The 21904-nt window shown below is 71.4% G+C and carries 19 protein-coding genes; 18 read left to right on the plus strand and 1 reads right to left on the minus strand.

All coding sequences use genetic code 11. From position 1 onward, the window contains the following. The first annotated feature begins 51 nt into the window (after positions 1-51). The 4 genes from metK to ABD716_RS13845 are packed head-to-tail and all read left to right on the plus strand — an operon-like array spanning position 52 to position 5589. Positions 52-1245, plus strand: coding sequence for a methionine adenosyltransferase (metK, locus tag ABD716_RS13830; protein ID WP_344777845.1), 1194 nt, complete (start codon positions 52-54; stop codon positions 1243-1245). Positions 1246-1258: 13 nt separating this feature from the next. Continuing rightward, positions 1259-3256 (plus strand): primosomal protein N' family DNA-binding protein, encoded by a 1998-nt coding sequence (locus tag ABD716_RS13835; protein WP_425553486.1) that lies wholly within the window; start codon positions 1259-1261, stop codon positions 3254-3256. Between the two features lie 33 nt (positions 3257-3289). After that, positions 3290-4210 carry a methionyl-tRNA formyltransferase gene (locus tag ABD716_RS13840; protein WP_344778420.1) on the plus strand — a complete coding sequence of 307 codons (921 nt, stop codon included), beginning with the start codon at positions 3290-3292 and terminating at the stop codon, positions 4208-4210. Further along, entirely contained in the window at positions 4207-5589 is a 1383-nt protein-coding gene (locus tag ABD716_RS13845) for an RsmB/NOP family class I SAM-dependent RNA methyltransferase (RefSeq protein WP_344777849.1), read from the plus strand. Before ABD716_RS13840 ends, ABD716_RS13845 begins: the two co-directional genes overlap by 4 nt. A 205-nt stretch (positions 5590-5794) precedes the next feature. On the opposite strand, the gene ABD716_RS13850 is transcribed toward ABD716_RS13845, so the two are convergent. Further along, positions 5795-6289 (minus strand): DUF2087 domain-containing protein, encoded by a 495-nt coding sequence (locus ABD716_RS13850; RefSeq protein WP_344777851.1) that lies wholly within the window; start codon positions 6287-6289, stop codon positions 5795-5797. 27 nt (positions 6290-6316) lie between these two features. Here ABD716_RS13850 and rpe point away from each other — a divergent pair, with 27 nt between their 5' ends. The 14 genes from rpe (at position 6317) to ABD716_RS13920 (ending at position 21846) form a co-directional block, all read left to right on the plus strand. Further along, a complete protein-coding gene (rpe, locus tag ABD716_RS13855) occupies positions 6317-6979 on the plus strand; it encodes a ribulose-phosphate 3-epimerase (RefSeq protein WP_344777853.1) in 663 nt (220 codons plus the stop codon). A 13-nt stretch (positions 6980-6992) separates the two neighbouring features. Then, positions 6993-7256, plus strand: coding sequence for a phosphoribosyl-ATP diphosphatase (locus tag ABD716_RS13860; protein WP_344777855.1), 264 nt, complete (start codon positions 6993-6995; stop codon positions 7254-7256). Between the two features lie 46 nt (positions 7257-7302). Then, positions 7303-8142: an ATP phosphoribosyltransferase gene (hisG, locus tag ABD716_RS13865; RefSeq protein WP_344777857.1), complete on the plus strand. Its 840-nt coding sequence runs from the start codon at positions 7303-7305 to the stop codon at positions 8140-8142. A gap of 1 nt (position 8143) precedes the next feature. Next, entirely contained in the window at positions 8144-8908 is a 765-nt protein-coding gene (hisF, locus tag ABD716_RS13870) for an imidazole glycerol phosphate synthase subunit HisF (RefSeq protein WP_344777859.1), read from the plus strand. Next, a complete protein-coding gene (hisI, locus tag ABD716_RS13875; protein WP_344777861.1) occupies positions 8905-9300 on the plus strand; it encodes a phosphoribosyl-AMP cyclohydrolase in 396 nt (131 codons plus the stop codon). The genes hisF and hisI overlap by 4 nt, the downstream gene beginning before the upstream one ends. Next, positions 9297-10826 (plus strand): anthranilate synthase component I, encoded by a 1530-nt coding sequence (locus ABD716_RS13880; protein WP_344777863.1) that lies wholly within the window; start codon positions 9297-9299, stop codon positions 10824-10826. The genes hisI and ABD716_RS13880 overlap by 4 nt, the downstream gene beginning before the upstream one ends. Next, on the plus strand, positions 10823-11467 hold the full coding sequence (locus ABD716_RS13885; protein ID WP_344777865.1) for a Trp biosynthesis-associated membrane protein: 645 nt from the start codon (positions 10823-10825) through the stop codon (positions 11465-11467). Before ABD716_RS13880 ends, ABD716_RS13885 begins: the two co-directional genes overlap by 4 nt. A 37-nt stretch (positions 11468-11504) precedes the next feature. Then, a complete protein-coding gene (locus ABD716_RS13890; RefSeq protein ID WP_344777867.1) occupies positions 11505-11750 on the plus strand; it encodes a DUF6704 family protein in 246 nt (81 codons plus the stop codon). Positions 11751-11755: 5 nt separating this feature from the next. Next, the gene (gene trpC, locus ABD716_RS13895) at positions 11756-12535 is read left to right on the plus strand and encodes an indole-3-glycerol phosphate synthase TrpC (RefSeq protein WP_344778422.1); all 780 of its coding nucleotides are present in this window, start codon (positions 11756-11758) and stop codon (positions 12533-12535) included. A 16-nt stretch (positions 12536-12551) separates the two neighbouring features. After that, positions 12552-13766: a tryptophan synthase subunit beta gene (trpB, locus tag ABD716_RS13900; RefSeq protein ID WP_344777869.1), complete on the plus strand. Its 1215-nt coding sequence runs from the start codon at positions 12552-12554 to the stop codon at positions 13764-13766. Next, positions 13763-14563: a tryptophan synthase subunit alpha gene (gene trpA / locus ABD716_RS13905; RefSeq protein ID WP_344777871.1), complete on the plus strand. Its 801-nt coding sequence runs from the start codon at positions 13763-13765 to the stop codon at positions 14561-14563. Before trpB ends, trpA begins: the two co-directional genes overlap by 4 nt. 79 nt (positions 14564-14642) lie before the next feature. Next, positions 14643-15626 carry a prolipoprotein diacylglyceryl transferase gene (gene lgt, locus ABD716_RS13910; protein ID WP_344778424.1) on the plus strand — a complete coding sequence of 328 codons (984 nt, stop codon included), beginning with the start codon at positions 14643-14645 and terminating at the stop codon, positions 15624-15626. 180 nt (positions 15627-15806) lie between these two features. After that, positions 15807-20396 (plus strand): glutamate synthase large subunit, encoded by a 4590-nt coding sequence (gene gltB, locus ABD716_RS13915; RefSeq protein ID WP_425553469.1) that lies wholly within the window; start codon positions 15807-15809, stop codon positions 20394-20396. Continuing rightward, positions 20389-21846, plus strand: a complete 1458-nt coding sequence (locus tag ABD716_RS13920; protein WP_344777875.1) for a glutamate synthase subunit beta — start codon at positions 20389-20391, stop codon at positions 21844-21846. The genes gltB and ABD716_RS13920 overlap by 8 nt, the downstream gene beginning before the upstream one ends. Positions 21847-21904 lie beyond the last annotated feature (58 nt).

Consider the following 21904-nt stretch of genomic DNA (forward strand, 5'->3'; position numbering starts at 1 on the left):
CAGATCGCCTGACGCGAACCAGACGCCTCCGGCCCGAACCAAGGAAGAATCATGGCTCCATTGCGCCTCTTCACGTCCGAGTCCGTCACTGAGGGTCACCCCGACAAGATCTGCGACCAGGTCTCCGACGCGATCCTCGATGCCCTGCTCACCGTCGACCCGAGGGCCCGCGTCGCCGTCGAGACGATGGTCACGACCGGCCAGGTCCATGTCGCCGGCGAGGTGACCACCTCCGGCTACGTCGAGATCCCGCAGATCGTGCGCGAGAAGATCTCGTCGATCGGCTACACGTCGTCCGACGTGTGGTTCGACGGCCGCTCGTGCGGTGTCTCGATCTCCATCGGCGCGCAGTCGCCCGACATCGCCCAGGGCGTCGACGACGCGTTCGAGACCCGCGAGGGCACGAGCGCCGACGAGCTCGACAAGCAGGGCGCCGGCGACCAGGGCATCATGTTCGGCTTCGCCACGAATGAGACGCCGCAGCTCATGCCGCTGCCGATCTGGCTCTCGCACCGCCTCTCCGAGCGGCTGACCGCCGTCCGCAAGTCGGGCGAGCTCGACTTCCTCCGCCCCGACGGCAAGACCCAGGTCACCATCGGCTACGAGGGCTTCACGCCCAAGACCATCGACACCGTCGTGCTCTCGACCCAGCACTCGCCCGCCATCGGCCTCCCCGAGCTGCGCGAGGCCGTCGAGCGCGTCGTGATCCGCCCCGTCCTCGAGACGGTCGACCTCGACACCTCCGAGCTCAAGCTGCTCATCAACCCGACGGGCAAGTTCGAGATCGGCGGCCCGCACGGCGACGCCGGCCTCACCGGCCGGAAGATCATCGTCGACACCTATGGCGGCGCCAGCCGACACGGCGGCGGCGCGTTCAGCGGCAAGGACCCGTCGAAGGTCGACCGTTCGGCCGCCTATGCGATGCGCTGGGTCGCGAAGAACGCGGTGGCCGCCGGCTTCGCCGACCGCCTCGAGGTGCAGGTCGCCTACGCGATCGGCGCCGCGCACCCGGTCGGCCTCTACGTCGAGACCTTCGGCACAGAGAAGCTGCCCGTCGATCAGATCCAGAAGGCCATCACCGAGGTCTTCGACCTGCGCCCGGCTGCGATCATCCGCGACCTCGACCTGCTGCGCCCCATCTACTCGCAGACGGCCGCCTACGGCCACTTCGGCCGTGAGCTCCCCGACTTCACGTGGGAGCGCACCGACCGCGTCGACGCTCTGCGCAGCGCAGCCGGCCTCTGATCGGCGGCGCCGCGTGGCATCCGTCGCGCGCGTCCTGATCGACACGCCTCTGCCGCAACTCGACCGGCTGTTCGACTACGCGATCCCGCTCGCCCTGGCCGACCAGGTCGTCCCGGGCGTGCGGGTCACCGCGCCGCTGCGCGCCGAGGGGCGACTCGCCGATGGGCTCGTCGTCGAGGTCGGCGACACGAGCGACTTCGACGGCGCGCTGACTCCGCTGGAATCCGTCGTCTCGGCGGCGCGTGTGCTCGCCCCCGAGGTGTGGGCGCTCGCGCGCCGCATCGCCGACCGGCAGGCCGGCAGCGCCAACGACGTGCTGCGCCTCGCGATTCCCCGCCGGTCGGTCGCCGTCGAGCGGAAGTGGCTCGCGCAGGGCGCGCCGCGCGAGGTGCCTCGGGCGGCGCATCCTGTCGCGGGCTACGAGGGCGGAGTGATCGAATCGGCCGTCGACGACGGCGGCAGGGTGGCGCTCAGGTCGCTGCCGGGCGTCGTCGAGCTCGCCGACGGCAGCTGGGTCGGCCGCTGGGCGGTCACCCTCGCCCAGGCGGCCGTGCGCGCGGTCATCGACGGCCGAACCGCGATCCTCGCGGTCCCCGACTACCGAGACCAGGAGCAGCTCGAGGCGGTGCTCAGCACCATGGTGCCGGCCGGCACCGTGGCCTCCCTCGACGCGCGGCGCACCAACGCGCAGCGGTACGCGGCTTTTCTGTCGTGCCTCGCTCACCCCGACGACAGCGGGCACACGCCGCGCATCATCGTCGGGAACCGCTCGGTGGTCTACGCCCCTGCGGCAGAGCTCGGGCTGATCGCGCTCTATGACGACGGCGACCCCCTCTTCGCCGAACCGCTCGCGCCCTACGCGCACGCCCGTGACGTCGCCCTCGTGCGCCAGCAGCAGCAGGGCGGCGCGCTCATCTTCGCCGGGCACACCCGCTCGGTCGAGGTGCAGCGGCTCGTCGAGCTCGGCTACCTGCACGACGTCGCCCCGGTGCCGCTCGTGACGCCGAAGGTCGTGCCGACGGCCGCCCAGCAGCAGCGGCAGGCGGGCGACGGCGGCCGGGTGCCCTCGGCCGCCTTCCGCACCGCGACCGAGGCGCTGCAGGCCGGCCCCGTCCTCGTCCAGGTGGGGCGGCCCGGCTACGTCTCTCTGCTCGCCTGCCGCCGCTGCGGCCAGGCGGCGCGCTGCACGAGCTGCGCCGGCCCGCTGCAGCTGTCGTCCGCGCGCTCCGTGCCGAGCTGCGCGTGGTGCGGCCGGATCGCGGGCGATTGGGCCTGCTCCGAGTGCAACAACACGAGCTACCGCATGGTCACGCGCGGTTCCGGGCGCACCGCGGAAGAGCTCGGGCGTGCCTTCCCCGGCACGCGCGTCATCGTCAGCGACGGCGATCGACCGCTCACCCACGCGCCGGGGGAGCCGCACACCCTCGTCGTCGCGACCCGCGGGGCCGAGCCCATCGCGGCCGGCGGCTATGCCGCGGTGATCCTGCTCGACGGCGAATGGATGCTGCAGCGCGAGAGCCTGCACGTCGGCGACGACTGCCTGCGCTGGTGGTCGAACGCGGCGGCCCTCGCCGCACCCGGCGCACCGACCGTGCTGGTCGGCGTCGGCGGCCCGCTCGCCCAGGCGCTGACCCTGTGGCAGCAGCACAGCTATGCGGCGGCCCAGCTGGTCGATCGGCGCGCTCTCGGCTTCCCGCCGGCGCTGCGCGTGGCATCCGTCACCGGCAAGCCCGCGGCCGTCCAGGCTGCGCTCGACGCGCTGGGCGACGTGCCCGTGCGCGACGTGCTCGGCCCCGCGGCGCTGCCCGCCGAGGGGCCGCGCGCGCTCGACGACGACTTCGTGCGCGCCATCGTGCGCTTCGACTACGCACACGGCGACGCGGTCGCGGCCGCCCTGCGCGGAGCCATCGTGCGACAGGCGACCGGCGGCCGCCGACCACCCGCCGGGCGGAAGCGGGGGCGCCCGGCTCCTACACTGAGAATCAAGCTGGACGACCCCGAGATCCTCTAGGAACAGCACCGCATGCCACCCGCCGCACCTTCCCTGCGCATCGTCTTCGCAGGAACCCCCGCCGTCGCCCTGCCGACCCTCGACGCTCTAGCCGCCAGCCGCCACGAGCTCCTCGCAGTGGTGACACGGGCCGACGCGCCGCTCGGGCGCAAGCGCCTGCTGACCCCGTCGCCCGTTGCCGCGCGCGCGGCCGAGCTCGGGGTCGCGACGATCAAGGCGAACCGGCTGCGCGAGCCCGAGACCGAGGCGGTGCGCGAGCGTGCGGCCGACCTCGGCGTGATCGTCGCCTACGGCGGCCTGCTGCGCGCGCCGATGCTCGCGGCGCCCCGGCTCGGCTGGATCAACCTGCACTTCTCGCTGCTGCCGCGCTGGCGGGGGGCCGCGCCCGTGCAGCGAGCCGTGATGGCCGGCGATTCCGAGACGGGCTCCGCCGTGTTCCAGCTCGTCGAAGAGCTCGATGCCGGCGACGTGTTCTCGCTCGAGCGGCGCCCGATCGGCGCCGACGAGACCGCGGGCGACGTCCTCGCGGCGCTCTCCGTGAGCGGCGCCGCACAGCTGGCATCCGTCGTCGACGCGATCGCCGACGGCACGGCCGTCGCGACGCCGCAGCGCGGCGAGGTCACGATCGCCGCCAAGCTGACGCAGGGCGATGCCCGGCTGCCGCTCGCCGCGGCCGGCGACGCGGTCTACGCGCGACTGCGCGGCGTCTCTCCCGAGCCCGGCGCGTTCGTGATCGTGGGCGGCGAGCGCTTCAAGATCCACGCGGCGCGGCTCGCCAAGGGCGCCGACCGGCTTCCCCCGGGCGCGTTCGGGTCGCGTGGCGGCAGGGTCTACCTCGGCACGGGCACGCACCCGCTCGAGCTGCTCACCGTCCAGCCCGCGGGGAAGAAGGCGATGGCCGCAGCCGACTGGTGGCGCGGCCTGCAACGACCGGAAGAGGTGGTCGCCGAATGAGCGGACCGTCAGGTGCGCCGAGCGCGCGCCGCATCGCCTACGACGTGCTCACGGCTGTGCGCGAATCGGATGCGTACGCCAATCTGCTGCTTCCCGTGCGGCTCGAGCGCTCCGGCCTGTCCGCCGCAGACGCAGGCCTCGCCACCGAGCTGACCTACGGCACGCTGCGCATGCGCGGGTTCTACGACGCGGTCATCCGCATCGCCGCGCACCGCGAGATCGACCAGATCGAGCCGGCCGTGCGCGACGTGCTGCGGCTCGGTGCGCACCAGCTGCTGTCGATGCGCGTGCCCTCGCACGCCGCCGTGAACGAGACGGTCCGCGTGGCGGGCGAGGCGATCGGCCGCGGCCGGGTCGGCTTCGTCAACGGGGTACTGCGCGGCATCGCGCGCACGAAGCCCGAGAAGTGGCGCGAGCGGGTGGCCGCCGACGCCACGAGCGCCGACGAGGCGATCGCCGAGCTCGGCTCGCATCCGGTCTGGATCGTGCGCGCGCTGCGGCAGTCCCTCGCGGCCGAGCGCCGCGAAGGGGTCGACCTCGAGGCCGAGCTCGCGGCCCTGCTCGAGGCCGACAATGCGGCGCCGCGGGTCAACCTGGTTTCTCTTCCGGGTGGCGAGCCGGTGCCGGAGGCGGCCGAGCGCAATCCGTATTCGCCGTACGGCTTCACTCTGCCGGGCGACCCGTTCCGGCTGGTGCGCGACTCGGGCGGCTGGGTTCGCGTGCAGGACGAGGGCTCGCAGCTCGCCGCGCTCGCGCTGGTCGCCGCACGGCCGGTGCGGGCAGGGGAGCGCTGGCTCGACATGTGCGCCGGCCCCGGCGGGAAGGCCGCCCTGCTCGGCGCGGAGGCGCGCCGGGGCGGCGCCACGCTCGTCGCCAATGAGGTCGTGCCCGCCCGCGTCGGACTGGTCCGCAACGCCGTCGCGGTCCTCGGCGACGCCGTCGAGGTGGTCGAGGGCGACGGCCGCGGCATCCCTGCTGAGCACGCCGGCGAGTTCGACCGGGTGCTTCTCGATGCGCCGTGCACGGGCCTCGGCGCGCTGCGCCGCCGGCCCGAGTCGCGCTGGCGGAAGGAGCCGCGCGACGTCGCCGAGCTGAGCCGGCTGCAGGCGTCCCTGATCGACGCCGCCGTCGAGGTGCTGCGGCCGGGCGGCATCCTCGCCTACGTCACCTGCTCCCCGCATCTCGGCGAGACGCGCATCGCGGTGGCCGAGGCGCTGAGGCGGCACGCCGGCGCGCTCGAAGAGCTACCCACGCAGGAGATCCTGCAGGGGGCAGCCGATCAGCCGCTCGACCTCGCGGGCGACCCCGCGCAGGTGCAGCTGTGGCCGCACCGCCACAACACCGATGCCATGTTCATCGCGCTGCTGCGGAAGGCGTAGAGATCGCCGGTCACCGGTCGCGAAGCGCAGACCTCTCCGCCCGGCGACAGTAGACGGCGTTTCGGCGCCCAGCGCTCCTGAGCGGCGACGATAGGTGGCGTTTCGAAGTCAAGAGTTCAGCGTCTAATGTCGCCTCGCGGCATCGGGGCCCGACTGAACGACACCTAGTGTCGCCCCATGCGCCGGCGCCGGCGCCGGCACGAAGCTACGCGGGTTCCTCCGCAAGGGCATACGACGAGCCCGAGCGGGTGCGCACCAGCAGGCCGAGGTCGACCAGATAGCGCCGCAGCACCGCGACGTCGTCGTGGAACTCGGCGAGACGCGCATTCACCTCGCGCTCGTCGAGCACCTCGCCCGAACGGAACGCCCGCCCGGCGATGAGGGCGAGCAGCTCGCCGCGCTCGGTCTGCGACGCCGGGTACTGCGCGATGCGCCCGTCGCGCAGGAAGCGCTCGGGCCCCGTGGGCTGAACGGGCGCGGGCGCGGCGGCGAGCACCTCGCCGAAGATCGCGGGCCGCGGCGCGGATGCCGCGTCGATCAGCCCCGCGCCACGCAGACCCTCGACGACCTTGCGCCGCCTCGCGGGGGAGAGGCCGGCCGTGGCATCCGCCTCATCTGACCCGGCGACCAGCCGTGCCCAGGTGAGCCGCATGTCGGGGTTCGCAAGCGCTGCGACGACGCGTCGCCATTCCTCAGCCATGCGCCCAGGCTAGCTAGGCTCGACACCATGGCCGCCCGCATCAACCCGAGCATCCTGTCCGCCGACTTCGCGAACATGCAGCGCGACCTCGAGCGCATCGCTACCGCCGACTACGTGCACGTCGACGTGATGGACAACCACTTCGTGCCCAACCTCACCTTCGGCCCGCAGATGGTCGAGCGCGTGCAGGCCACGAGCCCGGTGCCGCTCGACGTGCACCTGATGATCGAGGACCCCGACCGCTGGGCGCCGCAGTACGCCGAGATCGGATGCTTCAGCGTGACCTTCCACGCCGAGGCGGCCACCGCGCCCATCACACTGGCACGCACCCTGCGCAAGGCGGGCGCCCGCGCGGGCATCGCGCTCAGCCCGAAGACCGACGTCGGCGCCTACCTCGAGCTGCTTCCCGAGTTCGACCAGGTGCTCGTGATGACGGTCGAGCCGGGCTTCGGCGGCCAGTCGTTCCTGCCGCACGTGCTGCCGAAGCTCACCAGGCTGCGCGACGCCGCGACGCGGCTCGGCACCGACGTCTGGCTGCAGGTCGACGGCGGCGTCACCACCGAGACGATCGCGAGGGCTGCGCAGGCCGGTGCCGACACCTTCGTGGCCGGCTCGAGCGTGTTCGGCGCGGAGGACCCGGGCGCGGCGATCGAGGGGCTGCGGGCCGCGGCATCCGCTCACGTGCACTAGGTAGGCTGGGGGCGTGAAAACCTTCGACGACCTTTTCGCTGAGCTCAGCGAGAAGGCTCAGTCCCGCCCTGAGGGCTCCCGCACCGTCGCAGAGCTCGACGCGGGGATCCATCAGATCGGGAAGAAGATCGTCGAAGAGGCCGCCGAGGTGTGGATGGCCGCCGAGTACCAGAGCGACGCCGAGTTCGCGGAAGAGGCGAGCCAGCTGCTCTACCACCTGCAGGTCGCGCTGATCGCGAAGGGCCTGACCCTCGAGGACGTCTACCGACATCTGTGATCGGATGCCTCGCTCAGACCGACTCGACCCCGAAAGCCCCTCGCCCATGCTCAGAATCGCCGTGCCCAACAAAGGCGCCCTCGCTGAAACGGCCGCCGAATACCTCAAGGAAGCCGGCTACAACGGCCGCCGCGACCCCAAGGAACTGATCGTCGCCGACCCCAAGAACGACGTCGAGTTCTTCTACCTGCGCCCGCGTGACATCGCGACGTATGTGGGCTCCGGCGCGCTCGACGTCGGCATCACCGGTCGCGACCTGCTTATCGACTCCGGCTCCGACGCCCACGAGGACGAGCCCCTCGGCTTCGCCGCCTCGACCTTCCGCTTCGCCGGCCCCGCGGGCAGGTTCCACGACCTCGAAGACCTGCGCGGCATGCGCCTCGCCACCAGCTACCCCGTCCTCGTCGGCGGCTTCCTCGCCGAGCGCGGCATCGACGTGCGCCTCGTCAAGCTCGACGGAGCGGTGGAGTCCGCGATCCGCCTCGGCGTCGCCGATGTGATCGCCGATGTCGTCGAGACCGGCACGACGCTGCGCAAGCAGGGTCTCGAGATCTTCGGCCCCGTCATCCTCGAATCAGAGGCGGTCCTCATCGCGGGCCCCAACGAGGCGCCCGGGCTCGAGACGCTGCACCGCCGACTCGAGGGTGTCATGGTCGCCCGCCGCTACGTGCTGATGGACTACGACCTGCCGAGCGAGCTCATCGAGCAGGCATCCGCCGTGGCGCCCGGCATGGAGTCGCCCACCATCTCGCCCCTGCGCGACCCCGCCTGGGTGGCGGTGCGCGTCATGATCCCGCGCGACGAGATCAACCACATCATGGACGCGCTCTACGAGCTCGGCGCGCGCGCGATCCTCGTCACGCCGATCCACGCGGCGAGGCTCTGAGATGGGCGTCGCAGTCCGGGTCATCCCGTGCCTCGACGTGGCCGACGGCCGCGTCGTCAAAGGCGTCAACTTCTTGAACCTGGCGGATGCCGGCGACCCGGTCGAGCTCGCGAGGAGGTATTTCGAGCAGGGCGCCGACGAGGTCACCTTCCTCGACGTGACCGCCACCGTCGAGGGCCGTTCCACGACCTACGAGATGGTGCGCCGCACGGCCGAGCAGGTCTTCGTGCCGCTGACCGTCGGCGGGGGAGTGCGCTCCACCGAAGACGTCGCCAAGCTGCTCGCCCACGGCGCCGACAAGATCGGCGTGAACTCGGCCGCGATCGCGCGCCCCGCGCTGATCGGCGAGATCGCCGACCGCTTCGGCGCGCAGGTGTGCGTGCTGTCGCTCGACGTCAAGCGCAGCTCGCGCACGCCGTCGGGCTTCGTCGTGACCACGCACGGCGGGCGCACCGAGACCGAGCTCGACGCGCTCGCCTGGGCGCGCGAGGCGACCCTGCGCGGCGCAGGCGAGCTGCTCGTCAACTCGATCGACGCCGACGGCACCAAGGCGGGCTACGACCTCGAGCTGATCGGGCTGATGCGCGAGCTGTCGCGCGTGCCCGTCATCGCGAGCGGCGGCGCCGGGAAGCTCGGCGACTTCGCCCCGGCGATCGAGGCCGGGGCCGACGCCGTGCTCGCGGCGTCCGTGTTCCACTACGGCGAGCTGACCATCGGCGACGTCAAGGGCGAGCTGCGCGCCGCCGGCCTGGAGGTCCGATCATGAGCACCGACGCCACGACGCCCGACGTCGACGGCATCCTCAGCCGCGTGCGCTTCGGCGCCGACGGGCTGCTGCCCGCGATCATCCAGCAGCACGACACCCGCGAGGTGCTGATGCTCGGCTACATGGACGCCGAGGCGCTGCGCCGCACCCTCACCGAGGGGCGCGTGACGTTCTGGTCGCGCTCGCGCCAGGAGTACTGGCGCAAGGGCGACACGAGCGGCCACGTGCAGTACGTGCGCCAGGCCGCCCTCGACTGCGACGGCGACACGCTGCTCGTCGAGGTCGAGCAGATCGGCGCCGCCTGCCACACGGGCGACCGCACGTGCTTCGACGCCGACGTGCTGAACCCCGCCCTGGGCTCAGCAGCTGCGGAAGGCACGGCCGCCGAGTGACCACGACTTCGCGCGAGGCGTTCGACGCGCTGCTTGAGGGCCACCGCGTGGTGCCCGTGGTGCGCGAGCTCTTCGCCGACGGCGAGACGCCCGTCGGCATCTACCGCAAGCTCGCTGCGGGCCGACCGGGCACCTTCCTGCTCGAGTCGGCCGAGCAGGGCGGCATCTGGTCGCGCTACTCGTTCGTGGGCGCGGGCGCGTTCGGCGTTCTGACGCAGACCGGCGGCTCCGCCACGTGGCAGGGCTCTGGGCTCTCTCGTGAACGCGCGCTGGGCCAGGCATCCGTCGACGCGGGCGCGAAGCCTCTCGACGTGCTCGCCGCGCTGTACGCGCGCTGGCAGACGCCGCGCATCGAGGGCCTGCCGCCGCTCACGGGCGGTCTGGTCGGCTTCATCGGGTGGGAGGCCGTGCGGCAGCTCGAGCGCCTGCCCCACCAGCCGCCCGCCGACTTCGACGTGCCGGGGCTCGCCTTCAGCTTCGTCGCCGACCTGGTCGTCGTCGATCACCGCACGGGCGTGGTCCAGCTGATCGCGAACGCGCTGAACGATGGCGAAGCGGATGCCGGCGAGCTGTGGCGCGACGCCCAGGGGCGCCTCGACGAGCTGCAGGGGCGGCTCGCCCAGCCGCTCGAGGCGCAGCTCGCGGTCGTCGATCTCGAGGCGGAACCGAACCCCGAGAACCGCACGCCGCGCGAGGACTACCTCGCGGCGGTCGAGCGCTCGAAGGACTACATCACGGCGGGCGACGTCTTCCAGGTCGTCGTCTCGCAGCGCTTCCAGCAGCCCGTGACCGCCGACCCCGTCGACGTCTACCGCGTGCTGCGCAGCCTGAACCCGAGCCCCTACATGTACCTGCTGCAGCTCGCGACTCCTGCGGGCGAGCCCTATGCGGTCGTGGGTTCGAGCCCCGAGGCCCTCGTCAAGGTCGAAGGCGGCCGCGCCTACTCGCACCCCATCGCCGGCAGCCGCCCGCGCGGCGCGACGCCCGAGAGCGACGCCGAACTCGAGGCGAGCCTCATCGCCGACCCGAAGGAGCGCGCCGAGCACCTCATGCTCGTCGACCTCGCCCGCAACGACCTCGCCAAGGTCTGCCGGGCGGGCACCGTCGAGGTCACCGAGTTCATGCGCGTCGAGCGGTTCAGCCACATCATGCACCTCGTCTCGAGCGTCGAGGGCGACGTGCGCGAAGGCGCCTCGGCGATCGACGTGTTCCGCGCGACGTTCCCCGCGGGCACGCTGTCCGGCGCGCCCAAGCCACGCGCCCTCGAGATCATCGACGAGCTCGAGCCCGCGCAGCGCGGCGTCTACGGGGGAGTCGTCGGCTACTTCGGCTTCGCCGGCGACGCCGACCTCGCGATCGCGATCAGAACGGCGACCCTGATGGGCGGCATGGCCTACGTGCAGGCCGGCGCCGGCCTCGTCGCCGACTCCGACCCGGTGAGCGAGTACGAGGAGTGCCGCAGCAAGGCCGCGGCGCCGCTGCGCGCCGTCGCCGTCGCCAACGCGATGAAGCGGGTCGGCGCATGACCGGCGGCCGGCTCAAGCTGCTGACCATCGCCGTGGTCGTGGTCGGCGCGGTCCTCGGCCTCGCGGGGGCCACGCAGACCTGGTTCACGGTGACGCTGACGAAGGCATCCGGTCACGCCACGCCGATCACGGTGAGCGGGTCGGATGCCTCGCCGGCGCTCACCGCGCTCTCGCTGGCCGCCCTCGCCCTGGCCCTCGCGTTCGCCATCGCCGGCCGCCTCGCGCGCATCGTCGTCGGCGTCGTCGGGGTGGTCCTCGGCGCCTGCGTCGTCATCGCCGCGGTCGGCGACCCGCTGCGCTCCACCGGCGTGCGCGACGCGGTCTCGAAGGCGACGGGCATCACGGGCAATGCGTCCGTGCGCGCGCTGATCGACCACATCGCCACGAGCGCCTGGCCGACCCTCGCCATCGTGGGCGGCGTGATCATCGCCCTCGGCTCGCTCGCGGCGCTCGTGACGGGCGGCCGCTGGCCGGGCGGCTCGCGCCGCTACGACGCGGCGCGCGGCAACGGCGCGCTGCGCTTCGAGGAAGCCGACGGCAGGGCGCCCGCCGCCCGGAGGAAGCCGGCGGAGCGCCCCGGCGACAGCGCCGTCGACGACTGGGACGAGCTGACCCGCGGCGACGACCCCACCGCCGACTAGCTAGACTTTTCGCGAGACGTTCGAGAGCAGGAGAGACATGAGCGGCACGACCAACGCCCACGAGCACGAGGAGATCGGCGAAGGACACTCGCCGGCCGCGTGGACGGCGGTGATCATCATGCTGCTCGCCTTCGTGTTCGGCACGATCTTCTTCTACTTCGACCTGCCGTGGCTCGTCGTCGCCTCGGGCGGTCTGCTGGTCGTCGGCCTCATCGTCGGCTGGGTCCTGAAGAAGGCCGGCTACGGCGTGGGTGGCGAGAAGTACCAGCCCAAGGGCCACTAGTGTCCATCCTCGCCGACCTCACCGCGGGCTCCGTCGCCGACGCGAACGCCCGCAAAGAGCGGCGCTCCAAGGCCGAGGTCGAGAAGGCCGCGCTCGAGCAGACACCGGCGCTCGACGCGCTCGAGCTGCTCGCACCGGCCGAGCGGGTGAAGATCATCGCCGAGGTCAAGCGCGCAAGCCCGTCGCGCGGCGACCTGTCTGAGATCTCGGACCCCGCCCAGCTCGCCGTGAGCTACGAGACGGGCGGAGCGAGCGCCATCTCCGTGCTCACCGAGCAGCGGAAGTTCAAGGGCTCGCTCGCCGACCTCGAGGCCGTGCGCGCTGCCGTCAGCATCCCGGTGCTGCGCAAGGACTTCATGGCCACCGAGTACCAGATCCTCGAGGCGCGCGCCGCCGGCGCCGACATCGTGCTGCTCATCGTCGCGGCGCTCAGCCAGAAGAAGCTCGCCGAGCTGCACCAGCTCGCGCGCGAGCTCGGAATGACCGCACTGGTCGAGACGCACTCAGAGGACGAGATCGACCGTGCCCTCGAGGTCGGCGCTCAGCTGGTCGGCGTGAACGCGCGCGACCTCGACAGCGCCGACTTCACCCTCGACAAGGACCTGTTCGGCCGGGTGGCCGACCGGATCCCCGCCGGCGTCATCCGCGTCGCGGAATCCGCTGTCCTCAAGCGGAAGGACGTCGCCCGCTATCGCGAGGCCGGCGCCGACGTCGTGCTGGTCGGCGAGGCGCTCGTCACCGACGGCGACCCGATCCGCACGCTCGAGAAGTTCCTCTCCGTCTAACCCTGTTGGGAGCAACATGACCCTCCGCGACGCCGCCGGGCCTGATTTCGGCGCATTCGGCGGGCGCTTCATGCCCGAGTCGCTCATCGCCGCACTCGACGAGCTGACCGACGCGTGGCACGCCTCCCAGCAGGACCCGGGCTTCGCGGAAGAGCTCGCGGCGCTTCACCGCACCTACTCGGGGCGCCCGTCGATCATCACCGAGGTGCCGCGCTTCGCCGCGCATGCCGGCGGCGCGCGGGTCATCCTCAAGCGCGAGGATCTGAACCACACGGGCAGCCACAAGATCAACAACGTGCTCGGGCAGGCGCTGCTCGTGAAGCGAATGCTGGGCAAGACGCGCCTCATCGCCGAGACGGGCGCCGGTCAGCACGGCGTGGCCACGGCCACTGCTGCGGCCCTGTTCGGCATGGAGTGCACGATCTACATGGGCGAGGTCGACACCGAGAGACAAGCCCTCAACGTGGCGCGCATGCGCCTCCTCGGCGCAGAGGTCGTGCCGGTGAAGACCGGTTCGCGCACCCTGAAGGATGCCATCAACGAGGCGTTCCGCGACTGGGTGGCCAACGTCGAGACGACGCACTACCTGCTCGGCACGGTGGCCGGCCCGCACCCGTTCCCGACGATGGTCCGCGACTTCCACAAGATCATCGGCGAAGAGGCGCGCGCCCAGGTTCTCGAGCTCACCGGCCGGCTGCCCGATGCGGTCGCAGCGTGCGTCGGCGGCGGCTCGAACGCCATCGGCATCTTCCACGCCTTCCTCGACGACACCGACGTGAAGCTCTACGGCTTCGAGCCGGGCGGCTACGGAATCGAGTCGGGCAAGCACGGCGCGACGCTCGAAGAGGGCCGGCCCGGCATCCTGCACGGCAACAAGACCTACGTCCTGCAGGACGAGGACGGGCAGACCCTCGAATCGCACTCGATCTCGGCCGGCCTGGACTACCCGGGGGTCGGCCCCGAGCACGCGTGGCTCAAAGACCTCGGCCGCGCCGAGTACCGCAACATCACCGACGACGAGGCCATGCAGGCCTTCCGCCTGCTGTGCCGCACCGAGGGCATCATCCCGGCCATCGAGTCGGCCCACGCCCTCGCCGGCGCGCTCAAGCTCGGGCACGAGCTCGGCCCCGATGCGCTCATCCTCGTGAACCTCTCGGGGCGCGGCGACAAAGACGTGGCGACGGCCGGCGCGTACTTCGGCGTCTTGGACGAAGGAGCCGCACAGGCATGAGCGACACCACGACTTCCTCGCCGGTCGCGCAGGCGGTCGCCGACGCGCGCACGTCGCGCAAGGGCGCGCTGGTCGGCTATCTGCCGATCGGATTCCCCGACCTGACGACCTCCGTCGACGCGGCGGTCGCGCTCGTCGAGTCCGGCGTCGACATCCTCGAGCTCGGTCTTCCCTATTCCGACCCCGTCATGGACGGCACCGTGATCCAGGCCGCAGCGCAGCAGTCGCTGTCGAACGGGTTCAAGATCCCGCACCTCTTCGAGGCGGTCCGGCAGATCCGGTCGCAGGTCTCGGCGCCCGCGCTCGTCATGACGTATTGGAACCCCGTGCTGCAGTTCGGCGTCGAGCGCTTCGCCGACGAGCTGGCCGCGGCCGGCGGGGCCGGGCTGATCACGCCCGACATCACGCCCGACTCGGCGGCCGACTGGATCGCGGCGAGCGACCGGGTGGGCCTCGACCGCGTGTTCCTCGCCGCGCCCACCTCGACCAACGAGCGCCTGAGGCAGGCGACAGAGGCCTCGCGCGGCTTCGTGTACGCCGTGTCGACGATGGGGGTGACCGGTGCCCGGGCATCCGTCGACGACGCCGCACGCGCCCTCGTCGGCCGCCTGCGCGACGCAGGGGCCGACTCGGTGTGCGTCGGCATCGGCATCTCGACGGGAGAGCAGGTCAGCGAGGTGCTGTCGTATGCCGACGGCGCGATCGTCGGCGCCATGCTCGTCAAGTCGCTCGCCGACGGGGGAGTGGCCGGTGTGCGCGCCGCGGCCTCGTCCCTGGCCGCGGGCACCGCGCGTTAGCACATAAGCTCGCCCCCTAGACTTCTCCCGGCCCCGCACCCCAGCGGGCGCGATACCCACGGAAGGCACCATCACCTTGCTGGAAGCGCTTGTCTCGAGCATCCCGAGCCCCACAGCCCAATGGCAGTCGTGGACGATCGGCCCCCTGACGATCCACCTGTACGCGCTGCTGATCCTCGCCGGGATCATCGTCGCCGCCTGGTGGACGCACGCGCGCCTGACGAAGCGCGGCGGCGAGCCCGGCATCGTGCTCGATGTCGTCCTGTGGACGGTGCCGCTCGGCATCATCGGGGCCCGGTTCTACCACGTGTTCACGCACCCGCACGACTACTTCTACTCGGGCGCCAACCTGTGGAACGTCTTCGCCATCTGGGACGGCGGCAACGCGATCTTCGGCTCGCTGATCGGCGGCGCGATCGGCCTGTGGCTCGCCTGCGTGACCCCCAAGCACAAGCTGCGGTTCTGGTCGTTCGCCGACGCGCTGGTCCCCGGCCTGCTGCTCGCGCAGGCGGTCGGCCGTCTCGGCAACTACGTCAACAACGAGCTGTTCGGCCTGCCCACCCGCATGCCGTGGGGCCTCGAGATCTCGCCCGACAACAAGGCGTACCCCGCCGGCCTGCCCGACGGGACCGTGTTCCACCCGCTCTTCCTCTACGAGATCATCTGGAACGTCGTCGGGATCGTGCTGCTGCTCGCCATCGAGCGGAAGTACAAGCCGCGCTGGGGCATCTTCTTCGGCATGTACCTCATCTGGTACGGCGCAGGGCGCAGCTGGCTCGAGTCCATCCGCATCGACCCGAGCGAGTTCAGCTTCCTCGGCATCCCGACCAACGTGTGGGCCGCGTTCGCGGCGATCGTCGTGGGCATCGTGGTCATCGCCGTGCAGCACCACCGGCACCCCGGGGCCGAGCCCAGCGTCTACCGCCGGGGCTACGAATGGACCCCGGGTGGCGATGACGTAGACTCGGAATCGTCCGATGGCGCTGATCAGCAGCCTGGCAACACTGTTGCTGAAGACATCGTCACGGGCGACGCCGAGGCCACAAGCCGATCCGGCTCATAACGCACCCCCAGCGGGCATCCGCACCGTGCTCCGCTGACCTCAGGCACACCCGAACCGCGCGTCAGCTCCGTCCCACGACAGCAGGGAACGGCACCAACACCCCCGACTCGTCGTAGGGCCGATGGCGTCCCCACCAGTCACTCTCCCCAAATCACGTGAGGACGGTTGAAAATGGCGCGTATGCCGCACATGTCTTCCCCGGTGAACACTTCCTCCCGGTTCTTCAGCTCCGTGCCCGCAGCTCAGGGCATGTACGACCCGAGCTCCGAGAAGGACGCCTGCGGCCTCGCCATGGTGGCGACGCTGCGCGGCACCGCCGGCCACGACATCATCGACAACGCGCTGAACGCGCTGCGTCACCTCGAGCACCGCGGCGCGGTCGGCTCCGACGCCGGCACGGGCGACGGCGCGGGCATCATCACCCAGATCCCCGACGCGTTCCTGCGGGCGGTCGCGCCGTTCGAGCTGCCCGAGGTCGGCCGCTACGCGGTCGGCAACGCCTTCCTGCCGCTCGACGCCGACGAGCGCGCCGCCGCAAAGGCCGCCGTCGAGAAGATCGCCGCGCAGGAGCAGCTCACGGTGCTCGGCTGGCGCGAGGTGCCCACCCGCCCCGACGAGATCGGAACGCTCGCGCGCGGCGCCATGCCGGCCATCGAGCAGCTCTACCTGACGGCCACGCACCCGGCAGACGACGGCAGCGTGCGCACGGGCATCCAGGTCGACCGCCTGTCCTTCCGTCTGCGCAAGCGGGCGGAGCGCGAGCTCGGCACCTACTTCGCGTCGCTCTCCGCGCGCACGCTCGTCTACAAGGGCATGGTCACGACGCTCCAGCTCGAGCCGTTCTACCCCGACCTGTCCGACGAGCGCTTCGCCTCGAAGCTCGCCCTCGTGCATTCGCGGTATTCGACCAACACCTTCCCGTCGTGGCCGCTCGCGCAGCCGTTCCGCATGCTCGCGCACAACGGCGAGATCAACACGGTGCAGGGCAACCGCAACTGGATGCGCGCGCGCCAGTCGCAGCTCGAGTCCGAGCTGCTCGGCGACCTGCGCCCGCTGTTCCCGATCGTCACCGACGGTGCGAGCGACTCGGCGAGCTTCGACGAGGTGCTCGAGCTGCTGAACCTCGCCGGCCGCTCGCTGCCGCACGCTGTCATGATGATGGTTCCCGAGGCGTGGGAGAACGCGACAGAGATCGACCCGGCGCGCAAGGCGTTCTACGAGTACCACTCGGCGCTCATGGAGCCGTGGGACGGCCCGGCCGCGCTCGTCTTCACCGACGGCTCCCTCGTCGGCGGCACCCTCGACCGCAACGGGCTGCGCCCGGCGCGGTACCTCGTCACCGACGACGGCCTCATCGTGCTCGGCAGCGAGACCGGCGTGCTCGACATCGCGCCCGAGAAGGTCGTGCGCAAGGGCCGCCTGCGGCCCGGCCGCATGTTCCTCGTCGACACCGAGGCCGGCCGCATCATCGAAGACGACGAGATCAAGGCGTCGCTCGCGGCTGAGCAGCCGTACGGCGAGTGGCTGAAGAACTCGATCAACCTCGCCGACCTGCCCGAGCGCGAGCACATCGTGCACACGCCCGCGTCCGTCCGCCGGCGCCAGCGCACCTTCGGCTACACCGAGGAAGAGGTGCGCATCCTGCTCACGCCGATGGCGAAGAACGGCGCAGAGCCGCTCGGCGCCATGGGCAGCGACACCCCCGTCGCCGTGCTCTCGAAGCGGCCGCGCCTGCTCTTCGACTACTTCACGCAGCAGTTCGCGCAGGTGACCAACCCGCCGCTCGACTCCATCCGCGAAGAGGTCGTCACCTCGATGCGCCTGGGGCTCGGCCCCGAGCGCAACCTGCTCACCGCGACCCCGCAGCACGCCCGCCAGGTCGTCCTCGACTTCCCGGTGATCAACAACGACGAGCTCGCGAAGATCCAGCACATCGACCCGCGCCCCGGCTCGCGCCTCACGACGACGATCAAGGGCCTGTATCGGCCGGATGCCGGCGAGAAGGCGCTCGAGGAGCGGCTCGCCGCGATGTGCGACGAGGTCGACCAGGCCATCGAAGACGGGGCGGCGTTCATCGTCCTGTCCGACCGCGACTCCAACAAGGACCTCGCGCCCATTCCGTCGCTGCTCATGGTCTCGGCCGTGCACCACCACCTGATCCGCACCGAGAACCGCATGCGCGTCGGCATCGTCGTGGAGGCGGGCGACGTGCGCGAGGTGCACCACGTGGCGCTGCTCGTCGGCTACGGGGCCTCCGCGGTGAATCCGTATCTCGCCATGGAGACGGTCGAAGAGCTCGTCAACGCGGGCATGATCACGGGGATCACGGTCGAGAAGGCCGTCTACAACCTGATCAAGGCGCTCGGCAAGGGCGTGCTGAAGATCATGTCGAAGATGGGCATCTCGACCGTCGGGTCGTACGCGGGCGCCCAGGCGTTCGAGGCCGTCGGCCTCTCGCAGGAGTTCGTCGACACCTACTTCACGGGAACCGTGAGCAAGCTCGGCGGCGTCGGCATCGACGTGATCGCGGCAGAGAACCTGAGCAGGCATCAGCAGGCGTACCCGGAAGAGGGCGCCGTGCGCGCGCACGAGCGCCTGGCGACGGGTGGCGAGTACCAGTGGCGCCGCGACGGCAGCCCGCACCTGTTCAACCCCGAGACGGTCTTTCGCCTGCAGCACTCGACCCGCACCCGCCGCTACGACGTGTTCCGCGATTACACGAAGCTCGTCGACGACCAGGCCGAGCAGCTCATGACCCTGCGCGGCATGTTCACGTTCAAGAAGGGCGCGCGCCCGGCCGTCCCGATCGACGAGGTCGAGCCGGTCGAGTCGATCGTGAAGCGCTTCTCGACGGGCGCGATGAGCTACGGCTCGATCTCGCGCGAGGCGCACGAGACGCTCGCGATCGCCATGAACCGCCTCGGCGCGAAGTCGAACACGGGCGAGGGCGGCGAAGACAACGAGCGGCTGCTCGACCCCGAGCGCCGCAGCGCGATCAAGCAGGTCGCCTCGGGCCGCTTCGGCGTCACGAGCATGTACCTGACGCACGCCGACGACATCCAGATCAAGCTCGCGCAGGGCGCCAAGCCCGGCGAAGGCGGCCAGCTGATGGCGCAGAAGGTGTACCCGTGGGTCGCCCGCACGCGGCACGCGACGGCCGGCGTCGGCCTGATCTCGCCGCCGCCGCACCACGACATCTATTCGATCGAGGACCTCAAGCAGCTGATCTTCGACCTCAAGCGCGCGAACCCGAAGGCCCGCATCCACACGAAGCTCGTGTCAGAGAACGGAATCGGCGCGGTGGCCGCCGGGGTGGCGAAAGCCCTCTCCGACGTCATCCTCGTCTCCGGTCACGACGGCGGCACGGGCGCGAGCCCCCTCAACTCGCTCAAGCACGCGGGCACGCCGTGGGAGCTCGGCCTGGCCGAGACCCAGCAGACGCTCATGCTCAACGGCATGCGCGACCGGGTGGTGGTGCAGGTCGACGGCCAGCTCAAGACGGGCCGCGACGTCGTCATCGGCGCGCTGCTCGGCGCCGAGGAGTTCGGCTTCGCGACGGCCCCGCTCGTCGTCGAGGGCTGCGTCATGATGCGCGTCTGCCACCTCGACACCTGCCCCGTGGGCGTCGCGACGCAGAACCCCGTGCTGCGCGAGCGCTTCACGGGCAAGCCCGAGTTCGTGGTGAACTTCTTCGAGTTCATCGCGCAGGAGGTGCGCGAGTATCTCGCCGAGCTGGGCTTCCGCTCGCTCGACGAGGCGATCGGCCACGCCGAGATGCTCGACACCCAGCGCGCCATCGAGCACTGGAAGGCCTCGGGGCTCGACCTGTCGCCGATCCTGCACGGCCCCGAGTTCGCCGACGACGCGCCGCGCAAGAACGCCCGGCAGCAGAACCACGAGCTCGACAAGCACTTCGACGTGAAGCTCATCGAGGCCGCGGCGGATGCCGTGAACAACGGCACCCCCGTCGAGCTCGAGCTGCCGATCCGCAACACCGAGCGCGCCGTGGGCACCATGCTCGGCCACGAGGTGACCCTGCGCCACGGAGAGAACGGCCTGCCCTCCGGCACGATCGACGTCACACTGACGGGCTCGGCCGGCCAGTCGTTCGGCGCCTTCCTGCCCGCGGGCATCACGCTGCGGCTGGTCGGCGACTCGAACGACTACGTCGGCAAGGGGCTGTCGGGCGGCCAAATCGTGCTGCGACCGGATGCCGCAGCGGGCTTCGCGGCGGAAGAGAACGTCATCGCCGGCAACGTCATCGGCTACGGCGCGACACAGGGCACCATGTTCATCCGCGGCATCGTGGGCGAGCGGTTCCTCGTGCGCAACTCGGGCGCGACGGCCGTCGTCGAGGGCGTGGGCGACCACGCGCTCGAGTACATGACCGGCGGTCTCGCCGTGATCCTCGGTGAGACGGGGCGCAACCTCGGGGCAGGCATGTCCGGCGGAACCGCCTACGTCTACCAGCTGCACGAGGGGCGCGTGAACCCGCAGTCCCTCGCCTCCGGCGAGCTGCAGCTGCTCCCGCTCGAGAGCGTCGACGCCGAGATCCTGCGCGATCTGCTCGAGAAGCACGTGGCAGAGACCGGTTCGCCGCTCGCCGCCGCGCTGCTGGCGGACTTCGAAGCGTCCGCCGCCAAGTTCGTGAAGGTGCTGCCCCGTGACTACGCCGCTGTCCTCGAGACGCGGCAGCAGGCGGTCAGCGAGGGACTCGACCCCGACGGAGACGTCGTCTGGTCGCGGATTTTGGAGGCCACCAATGGCTGACCCGAAGGGCTTTCTGAAGACCACCGAGCGCGAGCTGCCGAAGCGGCGGCCGGTCTCGGTGAGGCTCATGGACTGGAAAGAGGTCTACGAGCAGGGCGACCCGACGCAGCTGCGTCGGCAGGCCGGGCGCTGCATGGACTGCGGCATCCCGTTCTGCCACCGCGGCTGCCCGCTCGGCAACCTCATCCCCGAGTGGAACGACCTGACGTGGCGCGGTGAGGGCCGTCAGGCCATCGAGCGCCTGCACGCGACCAACAACTTCCCCGAGTTCACCGGCACGCTGTGCCCCGCGCCGTGCGAGTCGTCGTGCGTGCTCGGCATCAACCAGCCGCCGGTGACCATCAAGCAGGTCGAGGTCTCGATCATCGACGAGGCCTGGAACGAGGGGTGGGTCGAGCCGCACCCCCCGCAGCGCCTCACCGGCAAGACGGTCGCCGTCGTCGGCTCGGGCCCCGCGGGTCTCGCCGCCGCTCAGCAGCTCACCCGCGCCGGGCACACCGTCGCGGTCTACGAGCGCGACGACCGCATCGGCGGCCTGCTGCGCTACGGCATCCCCGACTTCAAGATGGAGAAGAAGCGCCTCGACCAGCGCCTCGCTCAGATGACGGCCGAGGGCACGCGTTTCCGCGCGGGCATCGACATCGGCACCGACATCACCTGGAACGACCTGCGCGCGCGCTATGACGCCGTGGTCGTCGCCACGGGCGCCATGGTGCCGCGTGACCTGCCGATCCCCGGCCGCGACCTGCCCGGCGTGCACTTCGCGATGGAGTACCTCACCCAGCAGAACCGCGTGGGCGCGGGCGACAGCGTCGCCAACCAGATCACCGCAGAGGGCAAGCACGTCGTCGTCATCGGCGGCGGCGACACCGGTGCGGACTGCATCGGCACGGCGCACCGCCAGGGTGCGGCCTCGGTCACCAACCTCGCCATCGGCGCCCGCCCGCCGCTCGAGCGTGCCGAGCACGAGCCCTGGCCGACCGACCCGCGGCTGTTCGAGGTGTCGAGCGCCCACGAAGAGGGCGGCAAGCGCGAGTTCCTCGCCTCGACCGTCGAGTTCCTGCGCAACGAGGCGGGCGAGGTGCGTGCGCTGCGCGTCGCCGAGACCGAGTTCGTCGACGGCCGCCGCGTGCCGAAGTCGGGCACCGAGCGCGAGATCCCGGCCGACCTGGTCCTGCTCGCGCTCGGCTTCACCGGGCCCGAGCAGCAGTTCCTCTCCGAGCAGCTGGGCCTGCGCTTCGACGGCCGCGGCAACGCGGCGCGCGACGAGGACTACGCCACGGCCGAGCCCGGCGTCTTCGTCGCAGGCGACGCGGGTCGCGGCCAGTCGCTCATCGTGTGGGCGATCGCCGAGGGGCGCGCGGCGGCGGCGGCCGTCGACCGCTACCTCGAGGGCGACACCGCGCTGCCGTCGCCTATCAAGGCGACCGAGCGAGGCATTAGCCTTTAACAGCGCTCGCGGCCCGTCGGCCGGCGCATCGCTACGAAACCAGAAAGCTGAACACGGA

Source organism: Gryllotalpicola kribbensis (assembly GCF_039538245.1).
GTDB lineage: Bacteria > Actinomycetota > Actinomycetes > Actinomycetales > Microbacteriaceae > Gryllotalpicola > Gryllotalpicola kribbensis.